The sequence below is a fragment of the Candidatus Saccharibacteria bacterium genome (genome assembly GCA_016699895.1).
Lineage (GTDB): Bacteria > Patescibacteriota > Saccharimonadia > Saccharimonadales > Saccharimonadaceae.
Genome location: CP064991.1, coordinates 287,185 through 313,394 on the forward strand (window position 1 = coordinate 287,185; position 26,210 = coordinate 313,394).

Annotated in this window: 24 protein-coding genes; 18 read left to right on the forward strand and 6 right to left on the reverse strand. The window is 47.7% G+C overall.

Translation table 11 applies throughout. The annotated features are described in order from the left end of the window. The gene (gene dut / locus IPL44_01555) at positions 1–435 is read left to right on the forward strand and encodes a dUTP diphosphatase (GenBank protein QQS17706.1); all 435 of its coding nucleotides are present in this window, start codon (positions 1–3) and stop codon (positions 433–435) included. 28 nt (positions 436–463) lie between these two features. Then, positions 464–1,339 carry a bifunctional DNA-formamidopyrimidine glycosylase/DNA-(apurinic or apyrimidinic site) lyase gene (mutM, locus tag IPL44_01560; protein ID QQS17707.1) on the forward strand — a complete coding sequence of 292 codons (876 nt, stop codon included), beginning with the start codon at positions 464–466 and terminating at the stop codon, positions 1,337–1,339. A 17-nt stretch (positions 1,340–1,356) separates the two neighbouring features. On the opposite strand, the gene IPL44_01565 is transcribed toward mutM, so the two are convergent. Both IPL44_01565 and IPL44_01570 read right to left on the reverse strand, forming a co-directional pair. Beyond that, a complete protein-coding gene (locus IPL44_01565; GenBank protein ID QQS17708.1) occupies positions 1,357–1,566 on the reverse strand; it encodes a hypothetical protein in 210 nt (69 codons plus the stop codon). Positions 1,567–1,782: 216 nt separating this feature from the next. Further along, positions 1,783–3,954, reverse strand: a complete 2,172-nt coding sequence (locus tag IPL44_01570; GenBank protein QQS17709.1) for a glycogen debranching enzyme GlgX — start codon at positions 3,952–3,954, stop codon at positions 1,783–1,785. A gap of 153 nt (positions 3,955–4,107) precedes the next feature. Here IPL44_01570 and holA point away from each other — a divergent pair, with 153 nt between their 5' ends. Next, complete coding sequence (gene holA / locus IPL44_01575) at positions 4,108–5,031, forward strand: DNA polymerase III subunit delta (GenBank protein QQS17710.1); 924 nt, start codon at positions 4,108–4,110, stop codon at positions 5,029–5,031. A 47-nt stretch (positions 5,032–5,078) separates the two neighbouring features. Here the strand turns inward: holA and IPL44_01580 are convergent, their stop codons facing one another. Continuing rightward, complete coding sequence (locus IPL44_01580) at positions 5,079–5,468, reverse strand: 30S ribosomal protein S20 (GenBank protein QQS17711.1); 390 nt, start codon at positions 5,466–5,468, stop codon at positions 5,079–5,081. A 321-nt stretch (positions 5,469–5,789) separates the two neighbouring features. Here IPL44_01580 and IPL44_01585 point away from each other — a divergent pair, with 321 nt between their 5' ends. The 11 genes from IPL44_01585 to IPL44_01635 all read left to right on the forward strand — a co-directional run bounded on the left by IPL44_01585 (position 5,790) and on the right by IPL44_01635 (position 18,548). Next, complete coding sequence (locus IPL44_01585; GenBank protein QQS17712.1) at positions 5,790–7,655, forward strand: hypothetical protein; 1,866 nt, start codon at positions 5,790–5,792, stop codon at positions 7,653–7,655. Positions 7,656–7,676: 21 nt separating this feature from the next. After that, positions 7,677–8,336, forward strand: coding sequence for a tRNA pseudouridine(55) synthase TruB (gene truB, locus IPL44_01590; GenBank protein QQS17713.1), 660 nt, complete (start codon positions 7,677–7,679; stop codon positions 8,334–8,336). Positions 8,337–8,437: 101 nt separating this feature from the next. Beyond that, entirely contained in the window at positions 8,438–8,578 is a 141-nt protein-coding gene (locus IPL44_01595; GenBank protein QQS17714.1) for a hypothetical protein, read from the forward strand. A gap of 41 nt (positions 8,579–8,619) precedes the next feature. After that, positions 8,620–9,303, forward strand: coding sequence for a collagen-like protein (locus IPL44_01600; protein QQS17800.1), 684 nt, complete (start codon positions 8,620–8,622; stop codon positions 9,301–9,303). Next, the gene (locus IPL44_01605) at positions 9,303–10,601 is read left to right on the forward strand and encodes a hypothetical protein (GenBank protein QQS17715.1); all 1,299 of its coding nucleotides are present in this window, start codon (positions 9,303–9,305) and stop codon (positions 10,599–10,601) included. Before IPL44_01600 ends, IPL44_01605 begins: the two co-directional genes overlap by 1 nt. A 51-nt stretch (positions 10,602–10,652) precedes the next feature. Next, on the forward strand, positions 10,653–10,919 hold the full coding sequence (gene rpsO, locus IPL44_01610; protein ID QQS17716.1) for a 30S ribosomal protein S15: 267 nt from the start codon (positions 10,653–10,655) through the stop codon (positions 10,917–10,919). Between the two features lie 233 nt (positions 10,920–11,152). After that, complete coding sequence (gene pnp / locus IPL44_01615; GenBank protein ID QQS17801.1) at positions 11,153–13,222, forward strand: polyribonucleotide nucleotidyltransferase; 2,070 nt, start codon at positions 11,153–11,155, stop codon at positions 13,220–13,222. Between the two features lie 85 nt (positions 13,223–13,307). Continuing rightward, positions 13,308–14,198 (forward strand): hypothetical protein, encoded by an 891-nt coding sequence (locus IPL44_01620; GenBank protein ID QQS17717.1) that lies wholly within the window; start codon positions 13,308–13,310, stop codon positions 14,196–14,198. 100 nt (positions 14,199–14,298) lie between these two features. Then, positions 14,299–15,540 (forward strand): trypsin-like peptidase domain-containing protein, encoded by a 1,242-nt coding sequence (locus IPL44_01625; GenBank protein QQS17718.1) that lies wholly within the window; start codon positions 14,299–14,301, stop codon positions 15,538–15,540. Next, the gene (locus IPL44_01630; GenBank protein QQS17719.1) at positions 15,533–16,159 is read left to right on the forward strand and encodes a uracil-DNA glycosylase; all 627 of its coding nucleotides are present in this window, start codon (positions 15,533–15,535) and stop codon (positions 16,157–16,159) included. Before IPL44_01625 ends, IPL44_01630 begins: the two co-directional genes overlap by 8 nt. Positions 16,160–16,298: 139 nt before the next feature. Next, positions 16,299–18,548: a ribonuclease J gene (locus IPL44_01635; GenBank protein QQS17720.1), complete on the forward strand. Its 2,250-nt coding sequence runs from the start codon at positions 16,299–16,301 to the stop codon at positions 18,546–18,548. A 1-nt stretch (position 18,549) separates the two neighbouring features. Here the strand turns inward: IPL44_01635 and cadA are convergent, their stop codons facing one another. Next, positions 18,550–20,379 carry a cadmium-translocating P-type ATPase gene (cadA, locus tag IPL44_01640; protein QQS17721.1) on the reverse strand — a complete coding sequence of 610 codons (1,830 nt, stop codon included), beginning with the start codon at positions 20,377–20,379 and terminating at the stop codon, positions 18,550–18,552. Positions 20,380–20,422: 43 nt separating this feature from the next. On the opposite strand from cadA, the gene IPL44_01645 reads away from it, so the two are divergent. Both IPL44_01645 and IPL44_01650 read left to right on the forward strand, forming a co-directional pair. Next, positions 20,423–21,046 (forward strand): class I SAM-dependent methyltransferase, encoded by a 624-nt coding sequence (locus tag IPL44_01645; GenBank protein ID QQS17722.1) that lies wholly within the window; start codon positions 20,423–20,425, stop codon positions 21,044–21,046. A 44-nt stretch (positions 21,047–21,090) separates the two neighbouring features. Beyond that, entirely contained in the window at positions 21,091–22,032 is a 942-nt protein-coding gene (locus IPL44_01650) for a magnesium transporter CorA family protein (GenBank protein ID QQS17723.1), read from the forward strand. A 1-nt stretch (position 22,033) separates the two neighbouring features. On the opposite strand, the gene IPL44_01655 is transcribed toward IPL44_01650, so the two are convergent. Both IPL44_01655 and IPL44_01660 read right to left on the reverse strand, forming a co-directional pair. Continuing rightward, complete coding sequence (locus IPL44_01655; protein QQS17724.1) at positions 22,034–22,786, reverse strand: thioredoxin domain-containing protein; 753 nt, start codon at positions 22,784–22,786, stop codon at positions 22,034–22,036. 38 nt (positions 22,787–22,824) lie between these two features. Further along, complete coding sequence (locus IPL44_01660) at positions 22,825–23,256, reverse strand: type II secretion system protein (GenBank protein ID QQS17725.1); 432 nt, start codon at positions 23,254–23,256, stop codon at positions 22,825–22,827. Positions 23,257–23,414: 158 nt separating this feature from the next. On the opposite strand from IPL44_01660, the gene IPL44_01665 reads away from it, so the two are divergent. Together IPL44_01665 and IPL44_01670 are read left to right on the forward strand one after the other, a co-directional pair. Continuing rightward, entirely contained in the window at positions 23,415–23,801 is a 387-nt protein-coding gene (locus IPL44_01665) for a hypothetical protein (protein QQS17726.1), read from the forward strand. Continuing rightward, positions 23,786–26,203 (forward strand): ATP-dependent Clp protease ATP-binding subunit, encoded by a 2,418-nt coding sequence (locus IPL44_01670; protein ID QQS17727.1) that lies wholly within the window; start codon positions 23,786–23,788, stop codon positions 26,201–26,203. The genes IPL44_01665 and IPL44_01670 overlap by 16 nt, the downstream gene beginning before the upstream one ends. The last annotated feature ends 7 nt before the right edge of the window (positions 26,204–26,210 follow it).

Sequence of the window (26,210 nt, forward strand, 5' to 3'; positions counted from 1 at the left end):
GTGAAAATCAAGATAAAGAAAGTTCAAGAACATGCGATTCTGCCTGAATACCAAACGGCACTCGCAGCCGGATTTGATTTTCATGCCGCCATCACGCAGCCAGTCGTTATCAAGCCAGGAACGTTCGAGACGATTTCGACAGGTGTGGCTGTAGAGATCCCAGCTGGTTACGAATTGCAGATTCGACCGCGCTCGGGTCTGGCGTTCAAGCACCGCGTTTTGCCAGTTAACGCTATCGGGACGATTGACGCTGACTATCGCGGCGAGATGATGGTCGGTTTACTCAATAGTGGCACGGTGGACTTTGTTGTTGAGCCAGGCATGCGCATCGCTCAGGGTGTCGTGGCAAAGCACGAGACAGTGGAATGGGAAGAGGCCTCAGAGCTATCGGACACCGAGCGATCACAGGGCGGTTTCGGAAGCACTGGATTATGATACGAGCTACTAAACGAGACGATCAATAATGCCTGAACTCCCAGAGGTCGAGACCATACGACGTGGACTAGAGCCGATATTAGTTGGGCGTCAAATCATGGATGTCGTTATTTTGAACGAAAAATCGTTTCATGGCAGCGGCGAAGACATAAAGCAATTTATTATCGGATCCACGATAAAAAATATTCGTCGTCGTGCCAAAGTGCTGTTGATAGACCTGTCGACCGATTATTCGCTAGTAGTTCATCTAAAAATGACTGGACAGATCGTGGTGCGCGGTGCCAATAACTGGGCGGGTGGTCATCCTAACGAGTCGTTCGTCGAAGACTTGCCAAACAAATCAACCAGGATTTATCTCACCTTCGATGATGGTGCAAAGTTATTTTTTAATGACCAGCGCAAATTTGGCTGGATCAAACTAATCCCAACTATAACAATCGACGAATTAGCATTTATTAGTAAACTCGGGCCAGAGCCGCTCATCGGTAATCCGGCAGAGGAGTTTTTGACTAGAGTTCGTCGACGTAACAATACTACGATCAAGGCGGCGATTTTAGATCAGTCGGTCATAGCCGGCATCGGCAACATCTATGCCGACGAAGCCCTATGGCTAGCCAAAATACATCCAGAAACCAGAGTTCGTGATCTCACTGATAGCCAACTAGCATCTATCCTAAAGGGTGCTATCGAAGCCATGACTAAATCTATAGAATCGGGCGGCAGCACGATGCAAAACTATATCAAAGCCGACGGTTCGAGGGGTAATTATCTCGACTTGTTCGCTAATGTTTTTCGGCGAGAAGGGCTAGCCTGCCCACGCTGTGGTGCGACGATCGAAAAGATTCGGGTGGCTGGACGCGGCACGCATATTTGCCCAAATTGTCAGAGGGCGCCAGATAATTAATAGTGTGCTGCTTGCAACTACGCAATTTCAACGGTCATTCTAGCTACAGTGACCCCACTTTCAGCCGCATAGCGGGGTCGATCATCAACCATGATCTCTTGTCGGTCATGGGACGGATCGATACGACGACCCACTCTACCATTGACAACCTCATATTCATTTCCATGTACATCTTTAATGGTACCGTTTACGATTGGTTCATCGTAGCTAGGTTTATTTGCATGCATAGTAGTATCCTTTCGAGATTTAAAAAAGTAGTTTCATTCGCTGAAACCACTTTGGCTTGAGGGCTGTGCGATTCACCTTTTTAGGTGGTGGCTTCAGCGTTGCTAAAGCACAGCCCGGCTAGGCTGAGAGACAACAACAAGTTCTGTGCTTTGGCTACATATATCATTATTGTAGGAAATAATAGCACAGCTAACTGCGTAGTGTCAAATAGTATATTAGGAATGATTAATGCTTATCATGTTGTGACCAAGATCTACAAAGCCAAGTTCTAATGGATCCCGCACAGGTTCATTTACCGGAGGTAGCACACAGGAGACTCGACGTAAGATCACCGATGACATGGCTTTTAGCGGAAAGATTTCGGGCACCCGAACCGTTCCCTCTAGGTCAGTTGCACCAGTATCGGTATTGGCTAGGAGTACGTAATCACCTTTGGCGGCTAGTTCTCGAGGTAGTGAAGCGTAGACGTCTTCGCCAGAGCCATTTAAATAGTAGAGGAGGCTGTCTTTAGTATTTTCTCCGGCTAGGCCCGAGCTGTACATACTAAAGACTGGTATACCGTGCCATTCGGGATCGGTTTCTCTCATTCGTAGTCCCCACAAATTGAACCAATCAATACCACGTTCGCCAATCGGGCTTGCTGGGATATCGTGCGTTATAGCGGCAGAATTGCCTAGCGAACTTTGTCGCCGTATAGCTAACAGAGATTGAATAAATTTACCGATCTCTTTCTGTTTGTCCGATAAGTCCCAATTTCTCCAAGCTATCAGATTATCCTGGCAATACGAATTATTATTGCCGAGTTGCGTATGTAATCGGTCGTCTCCGTCCAGAATCATGGGGATACCTCGAGACATAGCTAACGTTGCCAGTAAATTACGGGCGGTACGTTGGCGCAAATTATTCGTTTCGGTATTATCGGTTGGGCCTTCGTGACCATGATTATCAGATCGATTGTCATTTGTGCCGTCTCGGTTATTTTCGCCATTTAGCTCATTATGTTTCGTCTCATAAGCCGTCAAATCATGCAGAGTAAAACCATCATGCGCAGTGATAAAGTTGACGGTTTTGTCAGCTCCCATACTAGCTTCTAGAAACGGTTTCAAATCATGTAGATTTTTTTTGCCCTTACCCCAAAATCCGCGGACGTAGTTGCGGTATTCCCCGTCCCATTCGGCTATTCCGGCATGGGCATAAAGTCCTCGAGGATACTCGTAAATACTCCACGGCTCAGCGATGAGCAAGCAATCGCGAAAGCGCTCATCTTCTTTTAATCGAGTAAACAACGAACCGTCACCGATCATAGCGTGGGCTAGGTCGAATCGAAAACCATCAGCACCTATGGTTTCGTGCCAATAGGAAAGAGAATCCCAAATTAAACCAGCTGCAGCTGGTTTGCTAGAGTCAATATTGTTACCACAACCGGTAGCATCGAAATAGTTTTGCCTGCCTTGGTTGTCTGTGTAGGTACGATAATAACCTTCATTATCGAGACCTCTGAGAGAGTGAGCGGGTGAATCTATACCGCCCTCGGACGTGTGATTATAGACCACGTCGAGCACGATTTCGATTCCTGCGGCGTGCAGAGTATCGATCATGGTCTTGACCTCTCCTATGGCAGCACCTGGTGTTTTGTCATGAGCATAGCCTTCGTGTGGTGCAAAGAAACCAGCAGTATTGTAGCCCCACGCGTTCACTCTTCCGGCGTTAGCTAAAAATTCTTCTGAAAAGAACTGCATAATAGGTAATACCTCGACAGTAGTAACACCTAGGCTTTTCAAGTGTTCAATGTGGGCAGGATGGCAAAATCCTAGGTAGGTACCACGTAGTTCCTCTGGGATATCAGGGTGAAGCATCGTGGCATTTTTGATATGAGATTCATAAATTACACGATCCTCAGGGGCTATATTTGGTCGTGTGGTGGCGGATAATTCTCCTCCTACAATGACGCCGTAGGCTGGTGAGCTAGGGTGATCTGGTAATCCTAGCCTAGTAATAGCCTTGGCGTAGGGATCAAGCAAAAGCGTATCGTAGCTGTTCGGGTCTTTAGCCCTTTCGACTCGTAGCCCATATAGATCTCCGGGTAGTACGTCCGGTATAAAGCCGGTATAGGTATTTGAGTTATCATTATTGTGGCTAGGGTGCAGTCTCCAGCGGATGCTCTCGCCCGGATCAATAGGGTTGACGACGCAAAAATCGACACCTAGAACATCGTCGCCAGTATGTACAGCAAAATCACAACCATCTTCTCGCAGGGTGATTCCAAGGGCTGGCTTGTCTAGCTCGGTATGTTCTCCTGCATCAAATAAAATTCCATATAACTCATCGGCATGGTGCTCTATGGCTGCCCGGGGTGATGATAACTCACGATCTACAATTACTGACATACGCGCAATACCTCAAAACCTTTGCAATGAAAGCCTCTTTGTATTATATCATAAGTGATATAATCATGCAATAGGGGCTCGATTGCCCCACTCGCTATTATATGAAAGATTAAATACGATCGATTCCCGCTCGCCTCGTAGTACAATAGAGTTGTGATCTATCTTTATTATGGTGAAAATGATTTGCTGCGGAAGCGGGCGGTTGATGAATTAGTGGCAGCTTTTACCCAAAAATACGGAGTTGATGCTGTTAGCCAGATTAATTGTAGCGATATTGAACCACAGCGCTTGATAGCTGAAATAGTTAACATCAATATGTTTGCACCCGAGCGACTGATATTGCTAGATAGCTTAGACCAAAATAATAATGCTTGGGCGTTGATTGGCGAGAACATAGCTCGTGTTCCCAACGATACATCTCTAGTAATATCTGTTACATCACCAGATAAACGAACTAAAACATTCAAAACGTTAAAAACTGCTGCTCGAGTCAGAGAATTCCAACCGTTGAAAGGCCATGAGCTGGCCGACTGGGTCCGCCAAGAACTAGCGTCGAGCGGTCTAGAATATACATCCACCGCAGTCGATGAATTGATCGGCGCTACTGGTGGTGATCAGTGGCGGTTAGCTATGGAAGTTGCTAAATTACGAACGCTTGACCAGGTCGTCACACCACAGCTGGTGCGTCAGTATGTCGAACCTAGTCTAGAAGCCAATGCTTTTATGATTTTCGAACAAGTGATATCGGGCCGGCGCGAAGCGGCTCTCGCAGAGCTAGAAAAAGTAGCAAGTCTTGAAGACCCGAACAAGTTTATGGGGCTATTAGCGAGCCAGGCGTTTGCTCTTGCTGCTGCCGTGCATGGGGCGGGTCAGAGAGATGTAGCGTCAACGTTAAAAATCCACCCTTTTCAATTATCAAAAATGGGTGAAGTAGCGCGGCGCATGGGAGATCCAGAGCAGCAGAAAGAGCGCGTGAAACGAGTCGCGTCACTGTTAGCTGCTACTGATGCAAAAATCAAGTTGTCTCGCTCAACCGAAGCCTGGGCCTTGATTTCCATTGCTATTGGCAAGATGTAAAAAATAGTCCGACTTTTTAGTGCGGACTATTTCCGAGTTTCTAATAACTAAGCTTTTTTAGCGGCCGGTTTCTTTGCCGGAGCTTTCTTGGCGGTAGTAGTCGTTTTAGCTGGTGCTTTTTTCGCAGCTGGCTTGGCAGCAGCTTTGGGTGCAGTAGCTTTTGGAGCGGCCTTTTTCGCAGCAGCTGGGATTTTAACACCGGCAGCTTTGGCGGTAGCTGACAAATGAGACATGCGACGACCAGCGGCAGCTTTGGTGAGAACGTTCTTTTTTACTGTGGTATCGATAGCACTCTGGGCTGCGCGTAAGGTATCGAAGGTCGGCTTCGTCTCGAACGCTTTGACGGCGGCGCGCAACGCTCGTTTAGTGCGCAGGTTCTGCGCGTAGCGCTTTTGATCCTGACGCATTTTTTTGACTGCTGATTTGATAATCGGCATAGAATTACTCCTTTCGCGGCGATCCTAAGACCGTTGACGCGTTATCATTTAACTAGGCGATTATACAGCAAAACAGAGCAGAGGTCAAATGTTCACATGTAGGCTTCAAAGCCTAGCGGGTGACGTGAGGCGGGGCAGCTCCCGCTTTTGGAAAAATCTATGATTTTTCAAAAGAAGGGGCGGACCGAGCGGCAGGACCCGCGGAATTGTCTGCGTCACCCGCTTTAGTTGCAGAACTACTCTAGGAATGAGTTTCAAAATCAGATGTTGACTATAGTCAAATGGTTATGTTAAAATTACACTATAAAGGATTATTAAAAAATGAACGATAAATCAAAAATAGCAGTTGATAAATCCGCCGAGACTCAGATTGCGGCTAAAATTAAATCGCTGAGCAATATCTTGATCACAGTGTCGCGCGATCCGAGCGTTGATCAATTGGCAGCAGCGTTGGCCCTGACGATTGCGCTCGACAAGATGGAGAAACATGCTACGGCTGTATTCAGCGGTGTAATTCCACCAGCGATTAACTTTCTGGAACCGGAAAAAACGTTTGAGAATAACGCCGATAGTTTGCGTGATTTTATTATTTCGCTCGACAAGCAAAAGGCTGACCGGCTGCGGTTCAAAGTTGATGGCGATATCGTCAAAGTTCTCATAACACCATATCGCACGACGATTTCCGAATCAGACCTCAGTTTTAGTGAAGGCGAATTTAACGTTGAGCTGGTCGTCGCAATTGGCGTCGATAAAAAAGAAGATCTCGACGCGGCGATTGCTGCGCACGGGCGCATTTTCCACGATGCTACAGTTGCAACAATTAATATCGATACCTCAGAAGGCTCGCTCGGCTCTATCAACTGGCAGAAGCCAGATGCTAGCAGTTTTTCTGAGATGGTGGCTAGCTTGATAGGCAATTTGGATGCAAAGGAAAAACCTTTACTGGACGAACAAACTTCGACGGCACTACTGACTGGAATAGTTGCTGCGACTGATCAGTTCCGTAACGAAAAGACTTCGCCATCAGTCATGACATTGGCGGCTAATCTGATGGCAAAGGGCGCTAATCAGCAATTGATTTCCTCTGAGCTAGCAGCTGCGACCGAAGGGTTAAACCTAAGCAATGTCGCGACGACAGCTGCTGCGGATGAGACTGGTGGCAACGAGCTAGAACTAAATCATGCCGAGGTTGTGACGACTAACGAAACACCCCAGCCAACTACGGAATCTACAGAGGCGTCTGTTGAAACTGACGCTACAAAACAGCCAAATATTGCCGGAACTATGGGTGACATGGTTGAGGCGGAAACGAGGCGTCTAGCGGAACAAAAGAGCGCTGATGCTTTGGCTGTCGCTGAATCACAACTAACTGAGGCTAACCTAGCCCAGAAAGTAGAGCCGGCAGTAGAACCAGAAACTGAACCTGCTACCCAATATGATTCTACTGAAACAGCTCTCGATAATGTTGTCGCGGCCAACGCGGCGCAACCGATCCTTGATGACCTCAGTACGACTGTTAATACCGTTGATGATGGGTCGCAGTTATCACATGGCATGCCATATGTCGAAGAGCGCATCACTAACCCACTCACCGCGGCGACCCAGTTAGATGAAACACCACTAGAGAGTGTGGCGTCGGCTCCTTTGTCGCATGTTGGTGACATAGCAACGGCGTCGCCCATATCTCCAATGATCGATACAAACCCGAGTCTAACGACAGCCAAGTTACCGAGCCCAGCACCTGCGCCCATTACCCAGCCAACCTTGTCGTCTGATATAACTCCGCTAGAAGGTTTGCCGAGTGATGATCTAGCGGCAGCCTTGTCGGCTGCTCAACCGGCCGAGACTACTGCAGGACAAGTCACCGATGCGCAAACGGTAGCAGCCGAATTGCCATCTCCTGCCGGGGTATTCACGGAAGCTACTACAGTTGATACCACCATGCCACCGTTGCCACCAGCGAACTTTGATTTGCCATTGCCTCCACCGCCACCGTTGCCACTACCTGATTTGGGTACTTTACCGCCATCTAGTACCGTTCCAACGTTTGACTTACCGCCAGTTCCAACCGCTGTATCGCCAGCTCCCGAACCGGCTATGGCGTCTATGTCAGGCGATAGCAGTCTCTTTCCGTCAGTCAACACCGCTCCAGATGATCCAGCTCAGTATCGTATCCCTGGCCAGTAACTACATGATACAATGGGGCAATTGGAACAATTTGACCAGATTATTTTAGCTGATAAACCGGCCGGTATCTCATCGTTCGGGGTGGTTGCTAGAGTTCGCCGCCAGTTATCTGAGCAGGCGGGACGAAAAATTAAAGTTGGCCATACCGGGACTTTGGATCCATTTGCAACGGGACTGATGATCCTGCTCAGCGGCACATTCACCCGTCGCGCTGGCGAGTTCTCTAAATTAGACAAAGTCTACGAAGCAACCATCAGACTCGGCGCCATCTCGTCAACCGGCGATCCGGAAGGTGAAATTACCGAGCAGCTAGTCCAGGACATCCCGAGTGAGCAGCAGGTGAGACAGACTATCAAAACATTCTTGGGAAAGATTACGCAAACCCCACCGGTTTTTTCGGCTATCAAGATCAACGGCCAGCGAGCGTATAAATTGGCACGAGCCGGACAAGCTGTCGAGATGCCATCTCGAGAAGTCGAGATTTACAGTATCGAGCTACTGAGCTACGAATACCCACATATAAAAATTCGCGCTCACGTCTCATCAGGTACGTATATCCGAACACTCGCCCAAGATATCGGCGACCTTTTGGGTACTGGTGCATATGCTACAAAGCTACGCCGTACCAAGGTTGGCTCATATGATATTGACAATATCGAAACTATAAAAATTATAAAATAATCCTCAACGATTCTGTTTTTAAATAAACAATAACAACAATGGTATAATAGGAATTACATAAGCATAACAAGGATAACATAATAGGGCTAACAAACTAAACCATGACCAGACTACCAACACCAGGATCAGACGCCGGACAATGGGGCGCCATCCTAAACGACTACCTATCAGCTGCTCATAAGAACGATGGTACACTAAAAGACAATAGTGTTCATCAAATACTATTGTTCCAGGTTCCGTAACGGCGGCTAGTCTCGCTACTGGCGCCGTCTCCACCGACACAATAGCCCCTGGCTCTATCGCAGTAGATGAAATCCAAGACCAAACCATCACCGAAGACAAACTAGATCCTACCGTAGTATCCAAACTAAACTCAGGTGGTGGTTCACCGGGTGCTACTGGCGCTACCGGACCAACCGGAACCCCAGGCGCAGTTGGTGCAACAGGCTCTCAAGGTTTCACTGGAGCGACTGGACCAGTAGGAGCCACTGGTGCAACGGGCGCACAAGGTGCGACTGGTCCTACGCCTGATACTAGTATGTTTGTACAGCAAAATGCTACGGTTTCATCAGTGCCGTCCGCATCAATGATCAACCGTAATTTAAACTATACAATTGATCCAGCAGATCCAGACATCTTTCATATCAATGTCAATGGTAGTCAACGCATGTGGCTCAATGAATGGGGTGCTTTGCGAGGCCGTAATCCATATTCATCGTGGGCAGATTCACTCGTACGTGCCATCATACAGGATGGTGATAATTTGAACGGCAATGCATTTGAAGTTAACGATAGGCGCACCGGTGCGGTATACACACTTCCTTTTGGTGTACGTTGGTCAGACGGTGCAATTAGGCGCAATGGGGTAGTTTTGCAGATGGTATACACGCTAGAAGCAGGTCAAACTGAAGCTGATATTCCGGCAGGTACTCCAGCAGGAACCCTAATTGTACGTAGGACAGTCTAGTGGCTACATTATTTGAATGGGATGGAGGTGCGCTGCCCTCTATAGTAGGCACTACCCCGACGGTTGATGGCCATTCGATGATATTTGCTACGGGGTCGGCGGATAATGTTGCCCAGTGGCCGATTAGTGCAGATCAATTTACCTTACGTTGGTATTTTAAAGTGCCATCAGCATGGGCAGCGGCAGCTTGGTCTATGATGATCGCTCGGGCCAGCTCTGCTTCTAATGCTAGATTTAACATCGCTGGGTCTGCGTCGCCAGGTCAAATTCGTCATATTAGAGCAGGCAACACAGAGATTTTGCGTGCAAGCAATATAGTCTCTCTATCTACTGAATATCGTGTAGAGATACAGATTGATCGAATCAATCAGACTTATCGTGGCGCTGTATTTCCACTAATGAGTGAAACACCAATTCACGATACGGGGCTGTTGACATCTATAGACACTGGTGCAGCAACATTTACTAATATTTGGCTTGGTCATGTTACCGGCGGCAATTCTTTGAATGAACTAACGATAGGTCGAATCAAGGCTGTCGATACTATCGGATCATGGATTGGACGACATGCTTCAGATATCGCCACAGATCCCGACACAATTATTGAATGGGATGGCGGTGATCTGCCGGCGATAACAGGGACGACACCTACGCTGGACAGCGATGATTTTATGATTATTGCTGCCGGCGACACTGTCAATTACGCGTCATGGTCGTCGACGGCAGACACCTTCGCAGCCCGATTTTACATAAAGACGCCGAATGCGTGGGGGTCAGCGGCCGCCTCGATATTTACTGCTGGGACGGTAAATAACCTCAATATTGATCGAATTGTCATGGCTGGTAGTGGATCGCCAGGTCAGATTCGCTTTTTTGCTAATCCGGGCGTAGAGATAATTAGAAGCTCGACGAATGTCATGTCTACAGCTACTATGTATCGTATTGAAATCAGGGTTGATAGGATCGCTCAGACGTATCGTGGTGCAGTATTTCCGTTAGGATCAGACTCACCGCTCTATGATACGGGCCTTCTCAGTCCAATTGACTCGGGTTCAAATACATTAACTCGGTTTTACCTCGGTAGAATAACTGCAGGCGTTAGTATTAATGATTTTGCTGTAGGTAGAGTAAAGATTCGCAGCGATAGTACCACCTGGGTTGGTCGTCATGAGGACGATGAGCTTCTTTTCCCCGAGATCTATGGTGTATGGGATGGCACTACGGTGCAGCCAGCAGAACTAGTTGGCGTATGGAATGGGACAAACGTTGACACGGTAGAGATCGTTGACATCACCTAGTTTATTCCTACCTCTTGCGTTTCATCCCATAATCTGCTAAACTATCTCACGATGATTACAAAAGAGGATAAATTAGCAGCGATTAAATCGACTCAGGTGCACAAGGACGACGTTGGCTCTCCGGCTGCACAGGTAGCGATTTTGACGGCACGTATCAATGAGATTACCGAGCACCTAAAGTCTAATAAACATGATTTTATGGCACGTCGTGGTCTACTCCAGATGGTTGGTCGTCGCAAAAAATTGTTACGTTCACTGGAAAAGAACGACTTTGCTCAGTACAAAAAGGTTATCGAAACCTTGGGCTTGCGCAAATAATACAAGGTTTTGCATATAATAGAATCGCCCCAACTAGGGCGATTCTATTTTTTAGATACAGTGATTCATGGTACAATACTAGAGTAATTAAGTTTTTGTAGCGTCGGCGTCGGATACTTTTTGCAGAGATTATCTGCCAGAAATACCCGCTACTGACGCTAGCAATGAAAGGAGTTTTGATGACAAAAGTCATTCAAACAGGCAAGGAGATTATCTCCGTGTCAACCGAGTGGATGGGTCGCACCCTGACACTCGAAGTCAACCGTGTTGGTTTCCGTACCAGTGCCTCAGTTTTGGTGCGATACGGCGAAACCGTCGTCCTCGGCACGGCGCAAACTGGTCCCGTTAACCCTAATCTCGACTATTTCCCATTGTCGATCGATTACGAGGAAAAGTTCTACGCCTCGGGCAAAATTAGCGGTTCTCGATTTATCAAGCGCGAAGGTCGTCCGTCTGACGAGGCGATTCTCATCGGTCGTCTGATCGACCGACCAATCCGCCCACTGTTTCCAAAGGGCTATCGCAACGAATGCCAAGTAGTTGCGAGCGTGCTGTCAATGGATCCCGGCTTTCGTCCAGACGCTGTCGCCATGGTAGCGGCTAGCGCGGCGCTGATGATCACTGGCACACCATACGACGGCCCAATAGCTGGTCTCCGTATTGGCTTGGATGACAAGGGTGCATTTGCGACATTTCTACCTCGCGAGGCTATGAACACTAATAAACTGGATCTGTTTGTGGCTGGCTCAAAATCTGGCATCATGATGGTTGAAGCCGGCGCGAATGAGGTTAGCGAAGATACAGTAGCTGACGCTATTGCGTGGGCTCATCAGCAAATTCAGCCAGTAATTAAACTCCAAGAAGAGTTACGTAAAGCTGTCGCTCCAACCGAGCAGGCTTATGAACTAGTCAAGCCTAACGAAGATATTCAAACTGCCGCTGCCAATTGGCTAGCCGACAAATTGACTGACGACTTGCATCAACCTTATCCAGAGCGCAATGAGCTCCTAGCTGCTCTCAAACAAGAATACACAGAGCATTTTTCTGCCGAACATAGTGAAGAGGAATGGAAAGAGCTAAAAGGTGAATACGCCGAGGCATTCTCTCTGGCTATGCACCAGGATGTCCGAAAAGGCATCGTAGAAAAGGGCGTTCGTCCAGATGGTCGTGGCCTGAAAGATATTCGTCCACTCAGTTCTGAGGTGAGTGTTCTGCCACGAACGCATGGTTCCAGTTTGTTCACGCGTGGTTTGACCCAGGCGTTAAATATCGTTACCCTGGCACCTCTCAGTTACGCTCAGATCGTTGACACTATGGAGGTGACTGACGGCGAGCGTCGTTACATGCATCACTACAATGCGCCGGGCTACACAGTCGGCGAAGTGAAACGTCTCGGTAGCCCAGGTCGTCGTGAGATCGGCCACGGCTATCTCGCTGAACGAGCTTTGACTGCTGTTTTGCCGAGCGAAGAGGACTTTCCATACGCCATTCGTAGCGTGACTGAGATCATGAGCCAGAACGGTTCGACCTCTATGGCCGCTACCTGCTCATCATGTTTGGCACTCATGGATGCCGGCGTACCGCTAGTACGTCCAGTCAGTGGTGTAGCAATGGGCTTGATGGTTGATGGCGATGACTATTACGTCTTGACTGACCTAGCCGACCAAGAAGATTTTGCTGGTGACATGGACTTCAAGGTGACTGGTACTAGCGAAGGTATCACAGCACTCCAAATGGATATGAAGGTTCACGGCTTGCCAGCTGACGTCTTGAAAAAGGCTCTCGACCAGGCTAAAGAAGCTCGCGCTACTATCCTAGAGTCAATGCTCGAAACCTTGCCTGGCCCACGTGACAATTTGTCACCATACGCACCACGCATTGAAAAACTGATGATCAATCCAGATAAAATCGGCGCAGTCATCGGCAAGGGCGGCGAGACCATCAACAAGATCACCTCTGAAACTGGCGTCATGATTGACATCAAAGAAGACGGTTTGATTACGTTTGCTAGCAATGATCCTGCCAAAATGGAACAAGCCCTCACCTGGGTTAGGTCTCTAACCGAAGAACCCGAAGTCGGCAAAATCTACGAAGGCACAGTCGTTAGCATCAAAGACTTTGGTGCATTCATCAATATCTTGCCTGGTATCGACGGCATGTGTCATATTTCGGCTATGAGCGACCAGCGTGTTGAAAAAGTCACCGATGTCATGAAAGAAGGCGACAAAGTTCGCGTCAAATTGATGGCAATTGACGATCGTGGACGTCTGTCTCTCAGTATGAAACCATCTGATGTAGCCTAAACTAAAAATTTCTGATTTTTCGCTGACGATCAATATTCTTTGTGGTATAATGGCAGTACCATTAAAACCATAAGGAGTATTGATTATGAATCCTAGTGATCAGAGCCCGGTTGACAATCAGCCAAATCAAAATATAAATCCGAGCCCAGAGGTAGGTACACCAAATCCTGTCGTGCCTCAACCTGTCTCAGGTGATCCGTTAGCTACCCCGCCTAAAAAATCTAAAAAAGGTCTCATTATAGGTTTGATCGCTGGCGGTGTTGTTCTGATTGCAGGCATCGTCACGCTAGTTTTGATGCTCGTGCTCGGTGGTGTCAGCAAGCAAGATTATAGCGATGCTCAAACCAAAGCCAAAACTCTGGCTAGCTCATACCTAACGGTCAGCTCCGTTTATGTGAGTAGCTATGATACCGAGAGCGAGTCTGCCAAAAAGCTTGAAACGCTAAAGACCGGTTTATCCGACATAGACAAGAACTTCAAGGAGCTGGGTGATTTAAAGGCTATCAAAAATGACAAGAAAGCTGCTGACTACTACAAAAAAGTGAGCACCGAAAAAGCCGATCTAGAGACCTTTGTTAGCGTGGAAATTGAATATTTAGACAAGATATTACCTATTGTGAGCGAAATTAGCGCTGTATCTTATAGTGATGCTGATCAAACTATTGCCACGCTCAAACAGTACCAAGCAAAATTGCAAGCTCTAGAGCTCAAACAGAAAGTCAATAAAGATTACCTGGCTGAGATCAATGCGGCTCTCCCGGAATTCATTAGCGCTCTCGAGGCTTATGTTGACTCGGTCAACTCTGGTAACTATGACTCATCTCTCTATAGCAAAGTATCTTCTACTAGCACCAAACTAACTGATGCTGACGATACCTGGAGAGATAATCTCGAAAAACTGTATGACGCAATAGAATTTAATAGCGCCGTGAATGATCTGGGTCAATACCTGACCGACAAAACTAACGGTAACTAGTACGATCTACATTCAAAAAAGCAACTGGCGGACGAATCCTTGATTTGTTCGCCAGTTAACGTTCAGCCGGGAATGGTAACGTGGTAGAATGGATAATATTATGGAGGATAACATTCAACACCGTCAAAATAACGCACCACAGACTGGTGACAGTCAAGTGTCAGTAGCCGTACATAGAAAGCCAAAAACTGCTCGTCTAGGGGTAGCAAAAGTCATCCTATTAGTATGTTTAGCTTTTATGTCTGGGCTATCGGGCGCCGCGACCTTTTCCTTGATTGAACGATCAGGTAATAATGCTACGTCTAACTCCACCATTAACACAACGACTATTACTAACGAGGGAGAAGCTATCGCCAAGGTTGTAGAAAAGGTCAGCCCTAGTGTGGTTTCGATTATAGCGAATGGCACCACGACTAATTCGAGTTCTAGTGATAGTAGCTCTAGCTGGTGGTTTGGCGGTGATAACACACGCACCTATCAAACATCCAGTGCCGGCACCGGTGTTATTATTAGCAGCGATGGCTATATTATCACGAATAAACACGTCATCGGCGAAAACACTAGTTCGGTGGCGGTCATCACCAAAGACGGTACTGAATACGATAATGTAAAGGTGGTCGGCCGTGATCCGCTTAACGACATTGCTTTTCTGAAGATCAATAATGTTAGCGGCTTGCCCGCGGCTGAGTTTGGCGACAGCTCGTCGGTCGCAGTGGGATCACGAGTTATTGCGATCGGTAACGTGCTCGGTGAATACCAAAACACCGTGACCAGTGGCATCATTAGCGGCACCGGGCGAACGATTACAGCCGAGGTTGATTCTAACACAACCGAGACTTTGACGAATCTTTTGCAGACTGATGCAGCCATCAACTCTGGCAATTCCGGCGGACCGTTGGTGACGCTCGATGGCAAAGTCATTGGTATCAATACCGCAATCATTGAGGACGCCCAAGGCATCGGCTTTTCGATACCGACAAACGAAGCCAAAGGCGTGATGACCAGTGTGCTAAAAAACGGCAAAGTTGAGCGAGCTTATATCGGCGTGCGCTATCTAACGTTAACGAGCGCTGTTGCCAAGGAGAATCATCTATCGGTGAGCGACGGTGCCTATCTAAAGGGCGATAGTAGTGGCCCAGCCGTGATTTCGGGCAGTCCAGCGGACAAAGCCGGCCTAAAGGATGGCGATGTCATTACCGCTGTGAATGGTACGAAACTATCCAGTTCGGTGCAATTATCCTCCCTGACGAGTATGATGATGCCTGGCGACAAAGCTGTTTTGACTGTGTTGCGTGGTTCTGAGACGCTGACTATCACTGTCATATTGGGCGTCTATGAATAAAGCCGAACGGCTCGATCAGGTTAGACAGGACATCCTCGCGGGAGATATTTGCCCAGAACTAGCGGCGCAGGCGCATAATTTGGTAATGGGCGACGGTAATCTTGATGCTGACATAGTTTTTATCGGCGAAGCACCAGGCAAAAATGAGGACGAGCAAGGACTACCGTTCGTTGGCGCCGCGGGCAAATTCCTCAATGAAATGTTAACCAGCGCCAATATGAACCGGCAAGATGTTTATATTACAAATATTGTAAAATATCGTCCGCCGGGTAATCGCGATCCGTTCCCAGAGGAAAAAGCTGCTTTTTGGCCATTTTTGTGGCGTCAGCTAGAGATTATTCAACCAAAAATTGTAGCGACGCTGGGGCGGCATTCTATGGAATATTTTTTACCGGGGGCAAAAATATCGTCAGTCCACGGTCAGCCAAAACGCGTCTCGATGAAATCGGGTGATCAAGAGCTATCTATCGTTGTACTACCCCTGTTTCATCCAGCGGCTGCCCTCTATAATGGCGGCATGCGTGAAACACTGGTGAATGATTTTATAGAGTTACCCGGTATTCTGAAACGTCTCCGAGATCACGACTACGTCATATCTATTATGACCCAGTCATCATAGCCAAGATCAGCAGGGTACTTGCATTTTTCGTACACATCTGCTATACTGTTACGTACCAAAGCGATAATCGCTCTCTCTACTAGGAACTTATCAAACTATTCGAGATCAAAGGCGAAACGAAAGAAAAGGAGAATAATATATGGGCCAACGAAGACTGGCTGAAACACAAGGGGACGACTTGTCAAAACGTCCAAATGTTAGACGAAAAACTGGTAATACAGTATTAGATGCTACCAAAACTCGCAAAGGTGAGGTTATGCGTGCTCAGCGCCGCATTAGCGAGAATGTTAAATTACAAGCCTCGCAGTATGCTATCGATGTACCGGTCAACAAATCAATTTACAATGGTTTTGATGGCGAACAATATAGCGCCAGTTTCTTTAAAAACGGTAACAAAAAATCTAATCAACCAGCTCTTCGAGTTATTCCAGTTGGCGGTACCGAGATCGGTCGTAATACCACGGCACTCGAATATGATGATGAGATCGTGGTCGTCGACATGGGCTTTTTATTCCCAGGCGATGATTATCCGGGCATCAACTATATTGTGCCAGATATTACCTATCTCGAGGAGCGTAAAGACAATATCAAGGCTGCATTATTTACGCATGGCCACCTTGATCATATTGGCGCGTTTCATCACCTGATCCCGAAAATTCCAGCACCGGTGTATGCGACAAAATTCACTCTCGAAATGTTGAAAAAGAACATGGAGGAATCGGATAGCGGCTACGAGCCAGAATATCACGAGATGAGTCCTGAAAATCATGACATTGCCAAGGTTGGCAAATATTTTTCCGTCGAGTTTGTACGCGTGAACCACTCGATCCCAGACAGCGCTGCTATCGTCGTGCGCACACCGGTTGGCGTCGTAGTCTTTTCGGGCGACTGGCGTTTCCAGGAAGATCCACTCGATGGTCGCAAATTCGACCTAGAGCGCTTTACCGAGATCGCCACCAAGGAAAATATCCTGTTGCTCGTTAACGAATCAACTAGTTGCGAAGTGCCTGGTCATAACGATAGTACCGAAGCTGAGATCAAGATGAGTTTCAGTCAAGTCATGGATAAATTTACCAATTCGAGGATCATTGTATCATCGTTCTCGTCGCAGATTCACCGTATCCAAACAGTGATTGGCGAGGCCGCGGCTCACGGTCGCAAAGTGGCAGTAGCTGGTTATTCGATGATCAATAACGTTGAAATAGCACTCCGAACTGGTGATCTCAAGATTCCTCCAAATACCATGATCAAGCTAGAAGACGCTGTCAAGTTGCCGGATGATAAGGTTTGTATCGTTTGTACTGGTAACCAGGGCGAACTGAATGCCGTCTTGAATCGTATGGCTAGTGGTGCCCATCGCTTTATCAAGATCAAAAACAGCGATATCATTGTCTTGAGTTCGAGCCGAATTCCTGGTAATGAAGCTCACATCGCAACTATGGAGGATAACCTGATTCGCGAAGGCTGCGACGTTATCTCGAGGAACAACGCGGCCAATTACGGCGTCGGTGCGGTTCATTTGGGCGGTCACGGCTACCATGATGATTTTGTGACTTATATCACGGCGCTCAATCCAAAATTCTATTTCCCGAACCACGGCGATTTTACGTTTCTCGTTCATAACGCCGAGATTGCCGAACAGGAATGCGGTATTCCGCGCGACAATATTTTTGTCTGCGATGCTGGTGATGTAGTTGAATTTTACCATGACGGTACGGCCAAACGCGTTAACCGCGTGCATGTTGGCAGCGTGATGTATGATGATGCCGGCGCTATTGTGTCCGAAGTCGTTTTGAAAGATCGCATACACATGTCAACTGAGGGTATTTTTGTAGTGGTTCTGACTGTCCAGCGTGGTAGTGGGCGTTTGCTATCGAGCCCTGATATCATCTCGCGCGGTTTTATCTATTTACGCGACAGTGAACACTTGATCGATTCCATTCGCCAGTACGTTAAACAGAAAGCCGCTAGAGCCTATGCTTCTCGTCGCGTCGATATGGAAACCTTTAAACATGATTTGCGCGATGAAATCACGCAGATTCTGTATGATCAAACTAGGCGCACACCAATCGTGATCCCAGTCGTTAATGAAATCGGTAGCGGCGGTTCAAACCATACTGATAATAGAAATCAGAACAATCCTGCTAACGGCGAACGCCGAGACTCAGATTTTGAAAAGCAAGAAATGGCACGCATCCGTGGCGGCAACACCGCTCACTTTACGGCTCGTAAAGCGAACCCGCAGGCAAGATCATTCAATGGCCGACCAAAGGCAAAGAATGCTCCAACTAATCAGCCAGCTTCTCAGTCGGCTGCCAAGACTCCCGAGGCCATCTCATTCAAAAAGACTCCAACTGGCCCGAATCCGATGCGAATGTGGCGCGAGTAATCTATTGTCTAGCGCCACGATGAGCGCGCAAGGCGTTAAAGATAACAACGACGTCAACCAATTCCTGCAAACCCGCTCCCGCTAGAGCGGGTATTTTGCCAAAGGCCGCAATCACCATTAGTACTAAACATAATACGATACCGACCCAGACAGATTCCAGAGCTATGTTGATAGAGCGTTTAGAGATACTGCGGAGCAGGGCTACGCGGTCTATGCGGTCTAGCAATATGACTGCATCGGCTGATTCACTGGCGGCAGTGCTGCCACGCATGCCCATGGCGATACCAACATCAGCCGCCGCGAGGACCGGCGCATCATTGATGCCGTCGCCCACCATGGCCACGATATTCTTGTCAGATGACAGACGTTTCATGATGTTGACTTTGTCAATTGGGAGTAGCTCAGCATAGACCTGGTCTACACCAGCTTCGGCGGCAACTTTTTTGGCTATATCTGTTCTGTCGCCGGTCAGCATAGCGATAGTTTTGACACCTAGCTGACGTAACTCTTTAATGGTTGTTTTGCTATCGTGTCTGACTATGTCGGCAAAATAAATGATCCCAGCAAAATCACCGTCTATAGCTACTAACACGGCAGTTTGTGATTTGTCGATCGGAATTCGTTTTAGGCCGGAGATCTTGTTCTTTTTCAAAAAAGTGGCTTTTCCGACTATGATTTTGTGACCTGATACCGTCGCGAAAATACCGTCACCAGCTATCTCGCGGACGTTTTTAGCCGGGGTTAGTTTCAGTTCATGCCTCTTGGCATAAGCTAGAATCGATTCGGCCAAAACATGAGAACTACCTGACTCAGCGCTGGCAGCTAGCCTAACTAGCTCACTAGCGGGCAACTGTCCGACTGGGGAAATCTTGCTGACCTTGACCTCGCCATGTGTCAAGGTACCAGTTTTATCGAAAGCAAACGTCGTCGCCGAAGCTACCTTTTCGATGACAGCGCCACCTTTGACGATGATACCATGTTTGCTGGCACGGCTCATGCCAGAGATGATAGCAATCGGCGCCGCCAGGATCAGCGGGCAAGGGCTGGCTACCACGAGGACTTCGGCAAATCGCACCGGATCGCCAGACATGTACCAGGCTGTTCCGGCGATCAGGTAGGAAATCAAGGTAAAAGGCACGGCGTAGCGGTCGGCTAGTCGCACAAATGGTGCTGGGTTTGATTCAGCCTCACGAACTAGCTTGATTATCTGTTCATACTGGGAATTTTTGGCCGTAGCAGTAGCTTTTATGTGAATAGCCGCGTGCCCGTTGATAGCACCAGACAACACGCTGTCACCAGCTTTTCGCTCGACCGGCAGCGATTCACCAGTTAGGCTGCTCTCGTCAAGCGTCGCGCTACTAGATAGCAAGGTGCCGTCAACTGGAATAATTTCAAATGGCTTGACCATGACAGTGTCGCCTGGCTGAACCTGCGAAACCGGAACGTCGGTTATTGCCTTGTCGCGTAGCAAATGAGCGATCTGAGGCGCTCTATCGAGCAAGGCTGATAGCTCACGTTTGGCGCGGTGGTCGGCGAAATCTTCTAATGTCTCACCGCCAGTCAACATCAGGACTATTACTAATGCTGCCCAAAATTGTCCAACCGCAATAGTTGCAATAATGGCAGTAATCGCCAAAATATCAACGCCATAGCTACCAGAGCGTAGCATCTTTATCATATCAATCAGTAAGATTATGGCAATAAAAATCGCATAGATGCTGACTAGCCACTGAGCGGGTATAGGTTGATGTAATCTAAAAGATAGTACTAGGGCAACGATGCCGACAATGATAGTTAGTGACAGTTTCCAGTAGTGAATGATAGACTTCATAACTACTATTATACTATAGCTGGCCTGGTATATAATGAGTCACATGATAGAAACGCTGTTAAAGAAATATCCGTTGATTTCTGATCAGGTAGACAAGGCTGAACTACGTGTCATTTTGCGCGAGCTCGAATCCGTTTTGGAAAATGCGATCGATGGCGATGTTGTCGAACTTGGTTGCTACAAAGGGACAACTAGCTTGTTTTTGGCTCGAATCCTAGAGACTAGAAATGAAAGCAGAAAACTATATTTGTACGACAGTTTTGCTGGCCTGCCGCTGAAAACCGCCCAGGACAACTCGACCGTTGGCGATCAATTTGTGGCCGGCGAACTACATACGACCAAGGCCGATTTAGTTAGAACGTTTACGAAAAATCACCTGCCTCAACCGACGATCAAGAAAGCCTGGTTTAGTGATCTCGAGAAAACTGATATGCCGAGCAGCCTCTGTTTTGCCTTTTTTGATGGCGATTTTTATGAGAGCATTAGAGACAGTTTTCGGGCTTGTCAGAATGTATTTTCGTCTGGGGCGACAATCGTCATTGATGATTACGATAGCGAAGCATTGCCAGGCGCGGCTCGTGCGACCGATGAATGGATCAAGCAACATCAGACAATGGTCAAGAGTTTTCGAACCGAGCAATCGCTAGGAATCATCAAACTAGTCTGATAGGTGATTGATTATAGTTACCACAAGCGCTATAATCTAGAGGTATGATAGAGATTTTTTCCAAGGCGACGAATGGCAGTCTGACACGCAAGGCGGTCTCGGTAGGCGATTTACGCCCAGCGGCAAATACCTGGATATCGCTAGAGGATCCGAGCCGTGAAGAACTCGACGTGACTACCGAGCGATTCAGGCTCAAGGTCGGCAATCTGAGTGACGCACTCGACATTCATGAGTCACCGCGTCTAGATCACGATAATGCGCACGACTATTTGTACGTACGCTGGCCGAGGATGAATAAATCGGGGTCAACCTCGACTAGCCCGCTCCTATTTGTTTATAGCGCGGCGGATCTGCTGACGGTTTCACCGGTTCAATTAGACAACGCAGATTTTTTGGGGAGTGATGTCAACTTTTCGATGCGTTCGTCAAAAGCCATGCTACTCCAGATTCTAACACAAATATTTAATGAGTATGAACTATATATCAAAGGCCAAACTCAGTCGGTAAAGAAACTTATCGACAAAATGCAACGTGGCAAACTAGAGAGTGAAGATTTTATCCGATTCGTTCTAGTTGAGGAACAGATTAATAGTTTCACGAGTGCTCTCGACCCGGTGGTGCCGCTCATGAGACGGCTCGCCACCTCTAAGCATCTAGTCCTAACTAATAATGATCGCGACATGATCGAGGATATTATACTGTCGGTTGAGCAATCGATTCACACCTGCAACACGAATGTAGCTCGGATCGTGAGTGTTCGTGAAGCCTATGCCGCATTATCGAATAATTCGCTAAACCGTACCATGAAAGCCCTTACGGCGGCAACGTTCTTTATTGCATTGCCGAACGTTGTATTCGGCATGTATGGTATGAATATAGAGTTGCCGATGCAACACCACCCATGGGCGTTCATAGCAATTATAGCTGGGACAGTAACTGCGATAGTTGCTGTTATCCTCGTCGCCAAGCGTCGTCACTGGTTCTAGATTATTTGCTCTTTAGCGCGGCGTCGATAGCACTGCGCATGGCTGAGGCGTTGGCTCCCTCAATCTTTTCGCCATTGATAAACCAGGTTGGTGTAGCGGTCACACCAGCTTTTGTACCAAGTTTCTTGTCGCGTTGAATTTTTGCCTGGATACCATTATCGGAATAGTTAGTCAGGGCTTCTTTGAATTTGTCAGCGTCTAGACCTAGCTGTTTAGCATAGTCTATCACTGTGTTTTGGCAGGTAGTCTTGTCGTTGCCTTCTACACAGGTCTCATCACTAAATATCAGGTCGTGCATTTTCCAATAGATATCTTGACCGCCTAGTAGATAGGCCGCTTCGGCCGCACTCTCGGACAGAGTTGAGGTGTTTTGGCCAATATTAAAATTACGATAAACGAATAGAACGTTATCTTTGTAATCGTTGTGGATGCCACTGGCTGACGAAGCAAAGCTGTTACAGGCGCTACAGGCGAAGTCTTCGTATTCAACGACAGTAACTTTAGAGTCAATGTCGCCTAGGTAATGATCTGGGATAATAGTATTTTTATCGACGCTAAAATCGCTAGCGACTTTTCCGCCGTTAGCCGCTTTGTTTTTGGCAGTTACGACGTCGTCTACAGTGATAATTTTATTACCATTCAAATTATCAACATACGATGTACCGCCATCACTGTTGGTGTTTTTCCACCAAACGAGTCCCCCTAATGCAGCAATAACCAAAACAGCAAACACGATCCACAATCGTTTATTCATATCCCTCCTTTATACGTAAACAGTATATCATAACGAGACTACCGAGTAGTCGTTTTGCAGTAGGCACCACCATTCTCTAGCAAGATATGTATCGCAGCTGTGCGAGCAGAGTAATCTAGGGTTCCTGTGTAACTACAGTTACACCCAGGAGCAATCTGGACGTACGTCCCGACGACGTCTTTGGTGCAGCCTGCGGCGGCAGCACGGAACTGGGCTCCACTCGCTATCGCAAAATCAGTAAAGAATCCGGTCGACACTATACCAGAGACCGGCCAGCCTGAGTTATCGACGATGTAACGCTGGATGCCGCCGACGACTTTGTTGACATCCTGTTTTCTAGCGTTGTCTCGTTGGTTTCTCTGCATTGCGGGCACGGCTAGGAAAACTACCAAAAACAGCATGCCAGCTATAGCGAGAACCAATACAACCTCGATGATAGTAAAGCCGCTATGTTGATTAGACTTTATCATGTATTACCCAACCCTTCTAAATATATGACAAACCGTAGTTATGCTTACAATTATAGCAATTAGTGTAGAGCCCCGTCAAGCAAAAATTCAGGATTGCACATATCGTTGGCGCCATGCGGCGTTTTGTCGTTCTCTGGTTCAATGGTATAATGAAGTACATGATTTTGGTGGGTTTTTTCTCTTGGTGGTACGGGGCTGGATGGCATGCTCAGATCAAACGAATCAAAGTTTCGATGCAACGAACGAGCGATTTTTTTTCTATTTCGCTACTAGCTAAGACGCTGTTTGCACCGTATAGGCAGATTTCTGCTGATGCCACTGGTAATGATATAGCCTCAAAGTTTCGTGCTTGGGGCGACCGATTGTTTTCGCGTATTATTGGCGCAGTCATGCGAACGTTTATGATCATTTTCGGGTTAGTGACCTTGTTTCTCATGTTGATGTTGAGTCTGATTCGCTTGATATTGTGGCCAGCCGTGCCGCTACTGCCGATTGTTGGAGTAATTCTGATAACAAGTATTGGAGCACCATGGAAACTCGTCTAGATTTTAGATCGATGCGAGCCGCCAAGGCACGTTTTGGTGCCAAATTTGGTAAAGTTCTCGATCTGCTGGCTGTGGTTATTGCGCTGCTATTGTTATTTGGCGGGCTGGCGCTACTAATTATGTCCGAGTCGATTGGCTGGTTGTTGCTCGGCCTAGCAGCCTGGCCAATGATGGTTCATATTTGGAAAGTTAACGATCTCGATAAACTACCGGCCAACCCAAAACCGCAGAATCTATCTGATATTTTGGCTGGCGATGTGCTAGGTGTCTTGCCGGAACATCCTAGTCCGCGCGATTTGGTAGTCGCTATTAGCCAAACCAACGGCGGACGATTCTTCTTTGCGAGGTTCGGTATTTCGGCCCAGTATTTACCAGATCTAGTATCGCCTGACCCAGCCGATTCGGCAGCGGTATGGCAAGAGATGTTAAAGATTCACGATAATTTGCCGGATAAAGCTGATACTATTTCATCTGCTACGCTGACGGCTGCCTTGGTGCGCGTGTCTGACGGGGCAAAGCAAGTTTTGAGTGCATTACACCTCGATGAAGATGACATGACCCGTGGCGCTGAGTGGTTCGCACATTTGTCGGCCTTGATTGCAAAACATGACCAGCCGAAATTGACTGGCGGTATCGGGCGAGATTGGAGTTTTGGGTACATTCCAACCCTGCAGCATTTCGCAACCAATTTATCGGAACGTTATGCGACAGGGCGATCTTTGAACGTTCACCTCGAGAGTCATCATGAATTAGTTGTGGCCATGATCGATAACTTTAGTTCCGGCAATAGACAGAATGCCGCCTTGATCGGACCGCTCGGTGTAGGCAAGGCAACAATCGTCGACAGTTTCGCCGAAACCTTGATGGACGGCGGCATGCAGTTGCCAGACAACGTGCGTTTTCGTCAAGTGTTTGCGCTCGATGCGGCGGCGCTCATTTCGGCGGCGTCGGGGCGGGGCGAAATCGAAAACCTCATGAATACCTTGCTAGTTGAGGCCTACAAGGCTAAAAACATCATTCTATTCCTCGACAATGCCCAGCTATTTTTCGAAGAAGGCGTTGGCTCGGTCGATATTTCAAACATCTTGCAACCAATTCTAGAAGGTGGCGGCATTCGGCTCATTTTGGCGCTAGACGAGCAAAAGTTCCTAGAAATTTCTCAGGCGAAACCGGCTCTCGCAGCGGCGTTGAACCGTCTCCAGGTGGCTCCGCCCAGCCGCGACGAAACGTTACTCGTAATGCAGGATCAGATCATTAGTTTTGAATTTCAACGTCATGTAACTTTTACCTATCAGTCGCTAACTGAGGCGTATCGATTGAGCGAACGTTATATCAACGACGTGGCGCAGCCGCAAAAATCTATTCAGCTGCTCCAGAGCGCGACTAGCTATGCCGAATCAGGGTTGGTGACTGCCGGCTCGGTGACAGCGGCTATTGAAAAAACCCTAGGAGTTAAAGTTGGCGGGTCGGTTGATGCTGGCGATGCTGGCGAACGCGAAAAATTACTCAATCTAGAGAACTTGATCCATGAACGTATGATCAATCAGACGACAGCTGTTACTGCCGTTAGCGCCGCCCTGCGACGAGCGCGCGCTGGTGTCAGGAACGAAAATCGCCCAATCGGCACCTTTCTATTCCTCGGTCCGACTGGTGTCGGAAAAACCGAATTAGCCAAGAGTCTTGCCGCCGTCTACTTTGGTGGCGAAGAGCATATGGTGCGTATCGACCTAAACGAATATGTTCGTGCCGAAGACGTCGCACGACTCATTGCCGACGGCGCAACCGATGCGAGCTCACTATCTGCTCAGGTGCAGAAGAATCCGTTCAGCGTCGTGTTGCTCGATGAAATTGAAAAAGCTCATCCAAACGTCCTCACCACCTTGCTACAGGTTCTCGACGAAGGCGTTTTGCGCGACATCAACAACCGCGAAATTAGTTTTCGCGACACAATCTTGATCGCAACCTCTAATGCTGGGGCTGATCGGATCCGCCAATATATTGATGCGGGTTATCAGCTAGAGCAGTTCCAGGAACAGATCACTAACGAGCTAATCGAACGTCAAGAGTTTAGGCCAGAATTCCTGAACCGCTTTGATGAAATTGTCGTCTTTCGACCACTGAACAAAGAAGAACTGCTGCAAGTCATCGACCTTATTTTGGCTGGAGTCAACAAAAACCTCGAGGTGCAAAAGGTTAGCGTAGCGGTCGATGATGACGCTAAACGCGCTATGGTAGACGTTGGCTATGATCCACGTCTCGGCGCCCGCCCAATGCGCCGCGTAGTTCAGCGTACGGTTGAAAATATTGTGGCACAAAAAATGCTGAGCGGCGAGCTGGTCGCCGGATCGGGCATCAGGATCACGTTAGCCGACATCCAAGCCAGCGGTGGCGTCAGTAGATAAATTTGCT